12 protein-coding genes are annotated in these 12759 nt (G+C 40.3%); 1 reads left to right on the top strand and 11 read right to left on the bottom strand.

The window, feature by feature from the left end; translation table 11 throughout:
• Positions 1 to 73: 73 nt before the first annotated feature.
• The 3 genes from CSV73_RS01180 to yneA form a co-directional block, all read right to left on the bottom strand.
• Positions 74 to 310 carry a DUF896 domain-containing protein gene (locus CSV73_RS01180; RefSeq protein ID WP_085133310.1) on the bottom strand — a complete coding sequence of 79 codons (237 nt, stop codon included), beginning with the start codon at positions 308 to 310 and terminating at the stop codon, positions 74 to 76.
• Positions 311 to 377: 67 nt separating this feature from the next.
• Entirely contained in the window at positions 378 to 1031 is a 654-nt protein-coding gene (locus CSV73_RS01175; RefSeq protein ID WP_085133309.1) for a YneB family resolvase-like protein, read from the bottom strand.
• The gene (gene yneA / locus CSV73_RS01170) at positions 1028 to 1354 is read right to left on the bottom strand and encodes a cell division suppressor protein YneA (protein WP_085133308.1); all 327 of its coding nucleotides are present in this window, start codon (positions 1352 to 1354) and stop codon (positions 1028 to 1030) included. Before yneA ends, CSV73_RS01175 begins: the two co-directional genes overlap by 4 nt.
• 195 nt (positions 1355 to 1549) lie before the next feature.
• Between yneA and lexA the strand changes: the two genes are divergently transcribed.
• Entirely contained in the window at positions 1550 to 2170 is a 621-nt protein-coding gene (lexA, locus tag CSV73_RS01165; RefSeq protein ID WP_099626394.1) for a transcriptional repressor LexA, read from the top strand.
• A 51-nt stretch (positions 2171 to 2221) separates the two neighbouring features.
• On the opposite strand, the gene CSV73_RS01160 is transcribed toward lexA, so the two are convergent.
• From CSV73_RS01160 to cotE, 8 genes are all read right to left on the bottom strand, one after another.
• Positions 2222 to 3481 (bottom strand): methionine gamma-lyase family protein, encoded by a 1260-nt coding sequence (locus CSV73_RS01160; protein WP_099626393.1) that lies wholly within the window; start codon positions 3479 to 3481, stop codon positions 2222 to 2224.
• A 94-nt stretch (positions 3482 to 3575) separates the two neighbouring features.
• Positions 3576 to 3800, bottom strand: a complete 225-nt coding sequence (gene hfq, locus CSV73_RS01155; RefSeq protein WP_085133305.1) for an RNA chaperone Hfq — start codon at positions 3798 to 3800, stop codon at positions 3576 to 3578.
• Between the two features lie 40 nt (positions 3801 to 3840).
• On the bottom strand, positions 3841 to 4773 hold the full coding sequence (miaA, locus tag CSV73_RS01150; RefSeq protein ID WP_085133304.1) for a tRNA (adenosine(37)-N6)-dimethylallyltransferase MiaA: 933 nt from the start codon (positions 4771 to 4773) through the stop codon (positions 3841 to 3843).
• On the bottom strand, positions 4757 to 5683 hold the full coding sequence (locus CSV73_RS01145; protein WP_099626392.1) for an alpha/beta fold hydrolase: 927 nt from the start codon (positions 5681 to 5683) through the stop codon (positions 4757 to 4759). The genes miaA and CSV73_RS01145 overlap by 17 nt, the downstream gene beginning before the upstream one ends.
• Entirely contained in the window at positions 5680 to 7320 is a 1641-nt protein-coding gene (locus CSV73_RS01140) for a glycerol-3-phosphate dehydrogenase/oxidase (protein WP_085133302.1), read from the bottom strand. Before CSV73_RS01140 ends, CSV73_RS01145 begins: the two co-directional genes overlap by 4 nt.
• A gap of 27 nt (positions 7321 to 7347) precedes the next feature.
• The gene (gene mutL / locus CSV73_RS01135) at positions 7348 to 9174 is read right to left on the bottom strand and encodes a DNA mismatch repair endonuclease MutL (RefSeq protein WP_085133301.1); all 1827 of its coding nucleotides are present in this window, start codon (positions 9172 to 9174) and stop codon (positions 7348 to 7350) included.
• 5 nt (positions 9175 to 9179) lie between these two features.
• Positions 9180 to 11747 carry a DNA mismatch repair protein MutS gene (mutS, locus tag CSV73_RS01130; protein ID WP_099626391.1) on the bottom strand — a complete coding sequence of 856 codons (2568 nt, stop codon included), beginning with the start codon at positions 11745 to 11747 and terminating at the stop codon, positions 9180 to 9182.
• Positions 11748 to 12142: 395 nt separating this feature from the next.
• Entirely contained in the window at positions 12143 to 12700 is a 558-nt protein-coding gene (cotE, locus tag CSV73_RS01125) for an outer spore coat protein CotE (protein ID WP_085133299.1), read from the bottom strand.
• Positions 12701 to 12759 lie beyond the last annotated feature (59 nt).

The raw sequence follows: 12759 nt of genomic DNA, 5'->3' as shown, positions 1-12759 counted from the left end.
TTTTATAGTACATATTCCTTCTATAGTGTAGTCAATTCCACAATTAATTACAATGTTAATCCTTTACCTATCATCAATTTAGTGGTTTTAAATTGGCTCTAGCTTGTTTGACCTTTTCAGGTGTTACGTCATTTCCTTCTGGGTCCACTACTTTGACAGATTCGATAGTTTCACGCATACTTGAACGGAATGTTTCCAAGTATTCCTTTCTAAGCCGCGTCTGTTCTTTTGCTTCCTCAATCGATAATCCTGTTGTTTTCTTTTTATTTGCCAATTCATTTATGCGTTTTATTTTCTTTTCTGAGAGCACCTTTAAAAACCTCCATAAGTTAGTCGTTTAATAAAATGTAAACAACCTGGAGGAAAAGTGCAACCTATTAGCGTTCCAGAGCTAAAAACTCTTTATATCTTCTATGAACCGTCGCCTTACTGACAGCATGACCTAATCCATTTAATACATTTGCAATTTCTTCATACGTGAGACCTTTGTTACGGAGTGAGACAATTTCTTCTATCGGAAGCTCAAGTCTTTCACGCCCCAATGCTTGGTCAATATTCCGCAGATTCTTCGATGGATCATAGCCTTTGTCAACAGCACGCTTCATCCCTCTACGTATTTTCGCATTATGTAGTTTGCGTTGATATTCTTCTACGATTGCAAGAATTTCTAATAACATTGAATCCATTTCATTCAGTTCTATCGTACCGTTTGAATGATTGGTAATCACAGTCGTCTCACTTTTAGCGATTACATGCAATATTGCGACTCTTGCATTACCTCGTCCTAATCGTGTTTCGTCTTGAATAAATACTGCATCCACTGAACCGTCTTGAATTCGATCCAACATCGATAGAAGACCTTCACGATCCATGTCGTATCCACTCTGCCGATCTGTATAGATTCCAACGCAATCATATGATAACTCAGTAGCTAATTTTTCAAGTTCTTCTTGCTGCCTTACAATAGATTGTTCTTGTGTTTCTTTTTCCGTACTCACTCGGCAGTATATTACACATCTCTTTTCAATCATTTAGTTCCCACTCCTATTTCAGCTACTCGAATATCTGTTTGTTTATTAATTTTAACAGGCACCCGCAGTAATTCACCTGAAACGATTTGATCCGTAGGTAATTCATTTAAAGAACGTACCTGTTCGATCCAGTGGGTGGTCGGTATATCTTGTGAGTAATTAGAAGCCAACTGCCACAGTGTATCCCCTTCATTAACAACGATTTCCATATAGAGATCTTCCTCAGCCATTTTATCGAATTGAACCCAAGCAAATGATACACAAACTGCTAATAATACTGCAAAATAATAATTATTTTTAATAAATTCTTTAATAGACTCCATTATAATTCCTCCTCTAATTTTCGCTTTTAGAATACACGTTCGGAATACTTGTTCTTAATTATAAGAGAACATATGATTCTATGTCAAGTAAAATTAGAACCTTTGTTTGATTAGTAATCGAACACATGTTATACTATATTCAAAATAGTGGTTCAGTATTCCATTGCTCGCAAACTAGTAGAAGAGGTGAATCTGTTGAAGAAAATATCAAAGAGACAAGAAGAAATACTTGCGTTTATAAAAGATGAAGTGCGTTTAAAAGGGTACCCCCCTTCCGTTCGCGAAATTGGAGAAGCTGTCGGTCTAGCTTCAAGTTCTACGGTCCACGGTCACTTATCACGACTCGAAAGTAAAGGCTTCATACGTAGGGACCCGACAAAACCACGCGCCATTGAAATTTTGGATCCTGAAGGACTGGACGAGTTAAAAAGTGGCGTTATGCATGTACCGTTAATTGGTAAAGTTACAGCAGGGAATCCAATTACAACGATTGAAAATATTGAAGAGTACTTCCCATTGCCGGATACATTCGGTTCATCAGAAGAGGAAATCTTCATGTTGGAGATTGTAGGGGATAGCATGATCGAAGCCGGCATTTTAAACGGAGACCGCGTGATTGTCAGACAAACGCACTCCGCAAGTAATGGTGAAATTGTCGTAGCTATGACAGAAGAAGATGAAGCAACAGTCAAACGTTTCTTTAAAGAGAAAGACTATTTCCGACTCCAACCAGAAAACTCATCCATGGAGCCAATCATTGTAGATCAAGTTTCTATTTTAGGAAAAGTGATTGGTGTATTCCGTATGATTCATTAATAAAGAAAAAGTGTATCGAAAACCACATGAGGTTTTGATACACTTTTTTCTTTATACCAATTTCTTTTCAAGTAACTGTTCCATAGAATCTAGTACAGCTGATTTTACATGCTCATAAGTCAATCCGCCTTGAATATATGCTGTGTATGGCGGTCTGATCGGGCCGTCAGCTGTCAATTCGATACTGGAGCCTTGAATGAACGTTCCCGCAGCCATGATGACGTCATCAGCATAACCCGGCATATAGGATGGTTCCGGTGCATATTGGGCATTGATTGGTGAATTTTGCTGAATCATTTGGCAGAATGCAATCATTTGTTCCGCATTCCTAAAATTCACTGATTGAATTAAATCCGTACGAAGCTCACTGTAATGCGGTGTCGTATTCATACCGAAGCTACCGAAAAATGCCGATGTGAATAACGCGCCTTTAACCGCCTGACTAACTACGTGTGGTGCCAAGAAGAAACCTTGATACATCTCTAGTAACGTATCGAGAGAAGCTCCTGCTTCGGCTCCAAGACCTGGAGATGTCATACGATATGCACATTTCTCAACCAAGTCTTTCTTACCCGCTATGTAACCACCTGTTCTGGCAAGTCCGCCACCTGGATTTTTAATAAGTGAGCCTGCCATAAGATCTGCCCCAACTTCAACGGGCTCTTTCCTTTCAACGAATTCTCCATAGCAATTATCTACAAAGATTACAACATCCTCTTTCATGTTGCGGACTTCCTTTATAATCGCTTCAATTTCATGGATTCTGAATGAGGGATTGCTTGAATAGCCTTTAGAACGTTGAATCGCTACGATTCTCGTCTTCGATGAGATTGTTTCTTTTACTTTCTCATAATCAACGGAACCATTTTCTTTCAAATCAACATGCTGGTACGAAATTTGAAAATCTTCTAGTGAACCAGTATCTTTCCCTTTGCCCGAAATGATAGACTCCAACGTATCATATGGTTTACCTGTAATATATAGAAGTTCATCACCTGGGCGCAATATTCCAAACAAGCTAATTGTAATTGCATGCGTTCCGGAAATGATTTGATTTCTTACAAGACAGTCTTCCGCTCCGAATACGTCCGAATATACTTGTTCCAATACATCACGACCACTGTCGTCATAGCCATAACCTGTTGATCCCGATAAATGAAAGTCACTTACTTGATTTTTTTTGAATGCTTGTAAGACTTTTCTTTGGTTAAAAAATGCAACTTCTTCTACCGTCTTCACATACGGCGCGATGAGTTCTTCCGCTTCTTTTGATTTAGTTAGTAATTCTTCATTAATGGGTGCAATTTGCATGTGTAGTACCTCATTTCATTTTGTCATATTCTATTTTACCAGATGAAGTCTATATACTAAAAGAAAGACAATAAAAAAACAGGCAAGCGCCTGTTTATAGTTCATCTTTTAAAATAACTGGTTTTGCAGGAGAATACGTGGAAATCGCGTGCTTATAAATTAGTTGTTGCTTGCCATCCGTTTCCAGCAGCACCGTATAATTATCATACGACTTAATTAGACCCTTTAACTGAAAACCATTTAATAAAAAAATCGTAACAAATGTGTTATTCTTCCGTAAAGAATTTAAAAACGTATCTTGCATATTTCCTTGTGTCATTCAATTGCCTCCTTGTCACTGTTATTTAGTTATTCCATACTCACTTCTTAAAACCCTTTATTATCTTACAGGTTGTTTGAAATATTTCTTCCGCTGGCTGATTAGCATCAACCCACTGGACAGGCAATTTATTACGGAAATATGTTAGCTGCCTTTTTGCGTAATTGCGTGTATTTTTCTTTACCGCTTCTATTGCTTGCTCTTTTGTTAATTGGCCGTCAAAATAGGAAATCAGTTCTTTATAACCTATCGCTTGTACTGATTGAGTTTGGCGAATTCCTTTATTCCACAGTTGCTGTACTTCATTAAATAATCCCGCTTGAACCATTTGTTCTACACGCAGATCGATTCGTTCATACAGTAATTGTCGTGGGAGATCTAATCCAATAATTAAAGAATGGTACATGGGTTGATTTCCTTGCTGTTGTTCATGATCTTGTTTTGTTTGACCCGTCACTTCAAGGATTTCTAACGCACGTACTAGCCTTCTATGGTTATTTGGATGTATTTTTTCTGAACTTTTCAGATCCAATTCTGCAAGTCTTGCATGCAATACATCTGCACCTTCAGATTCAAGTTCTCGTTCTAAACGCGCTCGCACTTCAGGATCAGCTGCTTGTTCTGTAAATCGATAATCAAACAAAACAGACTGCACATACATTCCGCTACCACCGACAAGTATGGGTAGTTTTCCGCGAGATTGAATATCTGCTATCCATTGTCTGACGGCTAGTTGATATTCTGCTACGGAAAACGATTCCGTTGGTTCTTTCACATCAAAGAAATGATGTGGGATTCCTTGCATTTCAGAATGATGTATCTTTGCTGTGCCGATATCCAATTCTTTGTATACTTGCATGGCATCTCCATTAATGATTTCCCCATCAAACAAATTTGCAAGCGCTACACTAAGCGCTGTCTTACCTGAAGCAGTTGGCCCTACTATTGCTAGTACATCAACGGGTAGATTCATGTCGTCTCATCCATTCTACGATAGTCGTATACACATGTTTATAGTTGGTTTCCTGAAGCATCTCATGTCTTCCGCCTTCATAGAGCTGAACAGTCACTTGCTGTTGATTGGCTTTATCGAATTGTTTGGCTACTTTCCAAACTCCTTTAGCACGGTCTCCTACTAAATCATCTGTACCTGAGAGTAATAAAATCGGTAGTTCATTTGGAATATTCAACAAGAATTCAGGCGCTTCCAAAGAATTTAATCCTTCTAACAACACGCGGAACATTTGAGCAGTAGGCACGAATCCGCATGCCTCATCTACTTCATAATCAGTTACACTATCTACATCGCGTGATAACCATGCAAATTCCCCTTCATTAGGAAATTGTTTTGAATAATTACCAAAGACCAGACCATTCAAAAACTCATCCGGTTGCTCTTTAGGGAACTTCTCTTCTCTATACGCAGCCAATGCAATCGCAGCATGTGCAATGAGCTCAGAATTGGTTCCAGTACCTAATAAGATCACTTGATTTATTGTTGAACCGTATAGCTGGATATAGCGCCTTGCAACGAACGAACCCATACTATGTCCAAGGAGTACTAACGGAAGTTCAGGATATTGCAGTTGATAGGATTGATTCACTTCAAATGCATCGTCTACCAATTGGTCGAATGTAGCAGAGTCACTCAGATAGCCGTAGACATAGCCGTTTTCTATGGCTGTCTTTCCGTGGCCTCTTTGGTCATGCAACGTCACGACATACCCTTGTGACAGCAAGTACTGTGCAAATCGTTCATAGCGACGGCTATGTTCAGCCAATCCGTGAATGATATGTACACGAGCTATTGGCTTGGTCTTAGGTGTATAACTCGTACTGTACACTTTAGTACCATCACGCATCTTTATCCACTGGTCTGTCATGAACCTGCACTTCCTTTCGCTTCAGCAATCGCATTTTTTAAATCGTTTTCATAAATGGTTTTCTGGCTGTCGGTATAATGCAGTAACTTTGCCATATAGTTTGTTACTTGTGTCGCTAATAATTCCACAACATCGATTTGGAAATATAAATCCCCTTTTCTCCGGATAAAGAAATCACTTGGCGATGTGGCCATTTCACAATGAATACTATATAAAATCTCTGCACGTAAACTTATTGGCAAACTATTCTCTTCTGCTGAAATCGCATGGGCGAATCGGAACACTTGATCACTATTTCTTCCATAAAAGGAAGCAAGTCGTGCTCCTTGCTGTGAAGTTAAGCCGAACTGTGGAGCTCTTTTAGCCTGCAGACCAATAAATTGTTTTAAAGCTTCATCGTCTATGAAATCACTTCCAGAGACCGGCATATTCTTAGTTTCACATCGCTTGATAGAAGGCTTTTCTAACTGTTCATCAATTCGATCCACCACGACTTCCGCCATCTGCCGGTAGCCTGTTAACTTTCCTCCTGCAATCGTTAACAATCCAGGGACTGTTTCCCACACTTCATCTCTTCGTGAGATTTCAGAAGCAGCTTTGCCTTCTTGTGCGATCAATGGACGGATTCCAGCCCATGTAGATTCCACATGTTGACGTTGCAGATGAATGCTTGGAAAGATCTCATGAACCGCATCGATGATATAGTGTATATCATCTTCTGTCGCGATAGGATGCTGTTTATCATCCGTATAAAATGTATCAGTCGTGCCAATATACGTTTTATTATCTCGTGGAATGGCAAATAACATTCGACCATCTGAATTATCAAAATATACTGCTTGCTGCAATGGAAAGATAGATTGATCTACTACAATATGAGTACCTTTTGTAATATGCAATTGTTTTTTATTTTTGGTGGTGACTTTCTTCTGCAACTCGTCAACCCATGGACCTGATGCGTTGATCACCATAGAAGCCCCTACGGAGAACCTTTCGCCTGTTAGTTGATCACTTAAGACCACACCCACGACACGATCTTTCTCAAAGTTGAATTGTTCGCATTTCATATAGTTTAGGCAAAGCGCACCTTTTTCTGCTGCTTTCTTTAGTACCTCAATCGTTAAACGTGCATCATCAGTCTGATACTCCACATAATGCCCGCCTCCTTTTAACCGATCCTTTTTCAGTAATGGTTCAAGTTCAGCCGTTTCTTCTTTTGTCAGCATTTCACGTCTTTCTGATCGCTTTACACCTGCCAGTAAATCGTAAATGAGAAGTCCTGTAGAAGTGGAGTACTTGCCATACGTTCCTTTTTGATAGATCGGCAACAGCATCGGTCTGGACTTCGTGATATTACGGGAATTACGGAAGACAATTTCCCGTTCTTTTCCCGTTTCTGCCACTATTTTCACTTCCAGTTGTTTCAAATAACGCAAACCACCATGTATCAGCTTTGTTGAACGGCTAGATGTGCCCGCTGCAAAATCCTGCATATCGACAAGGGCAACCGAAAATCCTCTCATAGCTGCATCCAATGCGATACCCGCGCCTGTAATTCCCCCACCGACAACTAAAACATCGAACGAAAAGTTCCTCAAGTCCTGAATTCTGCTTGATCTTTCTAATGTAGAAAACATATAATCGCTCCCTTCTGATTCGCTCTGCTACATCACTCGTTTAAACATTTTCTCTAACTCATATGTTGTAAAATGAATTAACACCGGACGACCGTGCGGACATGTATAAGGGTTATGACAAGCCCCTAGATCCGAAAGCAAACGTTCCATATCTTCTTGCCTTAAATAGTAATTTGCTTTGATGGATTTTTTGCAACTCATCATAATGGCGCTTTCTTCACGCAATTTCTCGACATCGACTTTGCGTTTCTCGAGTACTTGCTCAATCATTTCTTCTATAATTGAGGTCGCTTGTCCTTCCGGAAACCATGAAGGATACTCTTTCACCGTATACGTCGCTGGACCGAACGCTTCCAGAAACACACCGACTTCTTCCAGTGCACTCTTACACTCTTCGATCTTCACTTGCTCATCAGCTGAATAATGAAAGACAAGTGGCAAAAGCAATTGTTGACGCTCACTCGCATCCACTTGTCCAAGCTTCACTTTAAAATATTCATATTTTATTCGCTCTTGCGCTGCGTGTTGATCAATCAAATAAAATCCATCTTCATTTTGAGCCACTATATATGTTCCATGAATTTGTCCGATAGGTGCAATGGAAGGGAAATGATTCATTTCCTGCTGTTCTTGCTCGTAGACGACAGGCTCTTCGGGCACTGATTCTTCCTGCGGCTCAAAAATAGTTTCAGGGAAGACTGATGTAGGTTGTTCTATGATAGGTTCGTTGACAGGCGCAATGGATGGCTGAGTATCTTTTTCATGTAATGGAACCGTCACTGCCGGTCGGTGATAAGAAGGCGTCCAAATCGTTTGTTGCTCTGAGTCTCTTTTAATAGGCTTCTCTTTCTTCACAGCGTCGGGAATAATCGTGACTCCTTGAATTGCTTCTCTGATGGCATCTTTTATCAAAGATAGTAATTCCCCTTCTTTACTGATACGGATATGACGCTTCGCAGGATGCACGTTTACATCTGTCAAAATGGGATCTGCCGTAATATCAATGACGGCAATCGGATACCTTCCAATAGGCAAGTATGTATGCATTGCATCGATAGCCGCCTGCGTCCCTGTATAGCTTTTAATCCAACGGCCATTCATTAGAAGTGAAATGTAATTTTTGGATGCGCGTGTCATCTCTGGAAGTGTAATAAAACCTTTCACCTTGAAATCAGCATCTTCTTTTTGAAACGGGATCATTTTACGTGCAACCGCGACACCGTATATATCTGATAATACCCGTAATAAGTCTCCTGAACCCGATGTTCTAAGAATTTCATGATGATCGTGAGTTAACGTAAAGGATACGTCAGGATGGCTTAGTGCTAATCGATTTAATAAATCAATTGTATGTCCGAGCTCCGTCTGAATTGTTTTCATATATTTCAAACGTGCCGGTGTATTGAAGAATAAATGTTGTATGAGAAAGTCTGTACCTTTTCGTAATGCTCCCGATTCATATTTCAGTACTTTACCGCCTTCAATTTCCACTACAGCCCCATCCACACCATCCGAGGTCCATAACGATACTTTTGATACTGCCGCGATACTTGCTAAAGCTTCACCACGGAAGCCAAGTGTACGGATTCGAAATAGATCATGCTCATTAGTTATTTTACTAGTAGCATGTCTTTCAAAACAGCGGATCGCATCTTCTTCAGACATACCTTTGCCGTTATCGGTCACACGAATCGAAGTTAAACCTGCCTCGACAAGAGATATTTCTATCTTAGTGCTTTGCGCATCAATCGCATTCTCCACTAATTCCTTGACGATAGAAGCAGGACGTTCCACCACTTCTCCTGCCGCAATTTTATTGGCCAGTGTGTCATCCATGATGTGAATTTGATTCATCCGCTTCACCCCTTCTTCTCTGTTGTCAGGCGTTCTTTCCACTCCATCATTTTTTGCATGGTTTGCATGGGTGTCATATTCATCAAATCAACTGTTTCTATTTCATCTAGTAATTTTTGTGTTTCTGCTGAAAGAGTCGGGTCATTATCTGTCTCAAACAAGGCCAGTTGCTCCGAAACAGAAGACACGGCTTTTGTTGTACTGTCATCTTCAAATCGCTGTAATAACGTTTTCGCACGTCCAACTACATCAGCAGGAAGGCCCGCAAGTTCGGCTACATGAATCCCGTAGCTTCGGTCAGCTGCACCAGGCAACACCTTATGCAGGAACACGACTTTACCGTTTTGCTCTTTCGCCGCGACATGGACATTCAATAAGCGATCCAACACATCTTCCAGTTGTGTCAGTTCATGATAGTGTGTAGAAAACAATGTGTTGGCACCGATTTCTTCATGGATATACTCCATCATCGCCTGTGCGAGTGCCATCCCGTCATACGTTGATGTTCCGCGCCCAATCTCGTCAAACAACAATAAGCTGTGAGACGACGCATGAGCCAATGCATATTGAGACTCCATCATTTCCATCATGAATGTACTCTGTCCAGATGCCACGTCATCTGCAGCCCCAATTCGTGTGAAAATTTGATCTGTAATAGGTAGTATTGCCTTTTCACAAGGAACGAAACAACCGATTTGAGCCATCACCACAGTTAAAGCGACTTGACGCATATACGTACTTTTACCTGACATATTCGGACCTGTAATGAGTAACATATTCTTATCTTCAGCTAGGGTACAAGAATTCGGAATATATAATGAATGATTCATCATTTTCTCCACGACTGGATGTCGGCCATTTTGAATGTCTACAGCCTTCCCTGTATGGAATTCTGGTCGGACATATTGATTCTTTTCGGATACTTTAGCAAATGACAGCAATACATCCAGTTCACTAATAACAGAGGCCAGTTGTTGAATTCTTTGCACATCGCCCTTCACTTGTTCGCGGATCGACTGAAACAAGTCCAGTTCCAATGTCTGGCTGTCTGCTTCCGCATTTAAGATCAATTCTTCTTTTTCTTTCAGCTCCGTCGTTATGTATCGCTCAGCATTGGCAAGTGTCTGCTTACGCTCATAGCGAGATAAGTCGGCTAAATGGATATTGGATTTAGTAATTTCGATATAATACCCAAAAATCCGGTTATAACCTATTTTTAGCGTTTTAATTCCTGTTAGCTGCCGTTCTTTTTGTTCGAGCTGCGCAAGCCATGTCTTTCCGTTACGGGATGCATTTCGCAGTTCATCTAGCTTTTCATGATAGCCGTCAAGAATTAATCCACCGTCTTTACTGGAGATCGGTGGGTTTGCTGCAATAGCATCCGTCAGCAATTGGAATGTTTCCCCGCAAGGATCCATTCGATCAGCAAAACGCTGTAACATCGGACGCTTCGATTCTTCGAGTAATTGTTTTATTTTCGGTATATGCGACAAGGAGTTTCGTAACTGTGCAAGATCACGCGCGCTTGCACTGCCCATGGAAATTCTTCCTGCAAGACGTTCTACATCATATACATCATGTAATTCTTCAAGTAATTCTTCACGCAAGAAATACTCATCAAGCAAGTTGTTTACCGTTTCCAGACGATCTTCAATCGCTTGGCGCTGTGCCAAGGGCTGGTGAATCCACATCCGTAATTTCCTTGCCCCCATCGCCGTAACGGTTTCATCCAGCACCCAGAACAACGTACCTTCTTTTTTACCGGAACGAATAGTTTGCACTAGCTCTAAATTCCGCATTGAGTTGGCATCAATCGATAACTTTGCATCTTTCTCTATATAGATAAAAGGTCGAATATGACCAAAAACCATCTTTTGCATACGGAGTAGATACGATTGCAATTTACGGCAAGCTTCCTGCAACTCTTCTGGCAGATGTTCATATGTATCGTGACCAATTGATCCTGAATGCTCCGTATCTTCAATCGAAAGCATTATTTCGCGACTTTCGAACAGTTCTGCCAAAACAGCATGTAGTGGTTGATCAACGACAATTTCCTTCATGCTAAGAGCTTCAATTTCTGCCAGTAGCGTTCGCTCGCTTCCTTCAATCAACTCTACTTTTCCTTCTCCAGTACCAACATCAAGGTACGCTAATGCATAACATTGATTTCCTAAGCTATCGATGGCACCGATAAAATGATTGGCTTCGACATCCATTGTTTTACCTTCTGTTAATGTCCCAGGTGTAATAACTTTCACGACTTCACGTTTAACAATTCCCTTTACGTTTCGCGGGTCTTCCATTTGTTCACATATCGCTACTTTATGTCCTTTATGAATCAATGTTTCAATATATCCAGTTGCGGAGTGATAAGGTATGCCACACATTGGTATACGTTCCCTTGCACCAGAATCCCTACTCGTTAACGTGATTTCTAATAATGCAGATGCGTTAACTGCATCCTCAAAAAACATCTCATAGAAGTCTCCCAGACGAAAGAATAAAAATGCGTCTGTATATTGCTCTTTAATTTTCAAATATTGTTGCATCATTGGTGTATGTTCAGACATGGTAAACCCTCTTTTTCTCGCTCATTTTCTATACATTATACCAAACACCTGTAGAGTTAACGAATCAAAAGGGGTTGCAGAAATTTTAAAAGGAAGATCAGCATAGATAATTAAATAAATATCCCGTATAAAAATGAATAAAAACTATTCCGGCTTTTGATTAGCGAGAATAGTTTATAATCATCGATTTCTATTTGGGTAAATGAGTTGCACGAATTTGTATTTCATTTCCATTCCCTCATGTGTTAGCAGTGTCAAGATAGATAAATTTATAAGCTATTTTATAATTGCCTAAAGACTCCTGCAAGTTCTAGGATGGTAAAGTTCACTTGACCTGCAACATTTTTTCTACTTAACGAAAAAACATCAAAAAAAAGCCGGTGAATCTCCGGCTTTTAAAATGGTGAATCTTTACGTTGTGGCGGTTGATGTGGTCTCTCTTTATTCGGCACTTCTTTATCCTTTTTATCCTCCATCACAATAGAAGAAGATTCTGCTTCCAGTATCGGCCATTCTTCATCATATGGATGAGGATGGATGGTAACAGAGACTTTTGTTTCACCAATCATCTCTACCAATAATTCTCTTTCAATGGAAATGGAGAAGTTTTGGCCGCATTCAGAAATACTTGCTTCTGTACAGTTCGGATGCTGTAATACCGTGACAATCGTCTCTTCTTTAGCGGATGTCGGCTCATCGCGATAATGCAATGCGATTTTATCCTTATAAGGAATCGATTCAGTAAAGACAGACGTTTTGGAATGATCATGATGTGAGTACCAAACATTTACGTCGAAACTTCCAGTTACCTCCACATGCGATCCAACTTTCTTTGCTTGTTGCGTGTGATTGATCACCCAGCAACCCAATATGCTGGAGGGACGATTAGGCGGCTTCAACAACTCAGTAGTTTCCGATCGATGCTTCCCTTTGGCAATAACAGCTTTCGTCACAATTTGTCGTAAGTTTTTCAGTTTTCTTCCTCCTTCTTTGGCTTCTATCCATCCTATGC

Source organism: Sporosarcina sp. P1, assembly GCF_002743155.1.
Classification (GTDB): Bacteria; Bacillota; Bacilli; order Bacillales_A; family Planococcaceae; genus Sporosarcina; species Sporosarcina ureae_B.
The sequence above is the reverse complement of the archived record's forward strand: the minus strand, read 5'-3'. Positions and strand labels throughout refer to the sequence as shown.

Bases quoted from the DNA above. Each gene is read 5' to 3' on its own strand.
- CSV73_RS01175 (WP_085133309.1), bottom strand. From the start codon at position 1,031: ATGATTGAAAAGAGATGTGTAATATACTGCCGAGTGAGTACGGAAAAA.
- yneA (WP_085133308.1), bottom strand. From the start codon at position 1,354: ATGGAGTCTATTAAAGAATTTATTAAAAATAATTATTATTTTGCAGTA.
- CSV73_RS01160 (WP_099626393.1), bottom strand. From the start codon at position 3,481: ATGCAAATTGCACCCATTAATGAAGAATTACTAACTAAATCAAAAGAA.
- hfq (WP_085133305.1), bottom strand. From the start codon at position 3,800: ATGACACAAGGAAATATGCAAGATACGTTTTTAAATTCTTTACGGAAG.
- miaA (WP_085133304.1), bottom strand. From the start codon at position 4,773: ATGAATCTACCCGTTGATGTACTAGCAATAGTAGGGCCAACTGCTTCA.
- CSV73_RS01145 (WP_099626392.1), bottom strand. From the start codon at position 5,683: ATGACAGACCAGTGGATAAAGATGCGTGATGGTACTAAAGTGTACAGT.
- CSV73_RS01140 (WP_085133302.1), bottom strand. From the start codon at position 7,320: ATGTTTTCTACATTAGAAAGATCAAGCAGAATTCAGGACTTGAGGAAC.
- mutL (WP_085133301.1), bottom strand. From the start codon at position 9,174: ATGAATCAAATTCACATCATGGATGACACACTGGCCAATAAAATTGCG.
- mutS (WP_099626391.1), bottom strand. From the start codon at position 11,747: ATGTCTGAACATACACCAATGATGCAACAATATTTGAAAATTAAAGAG.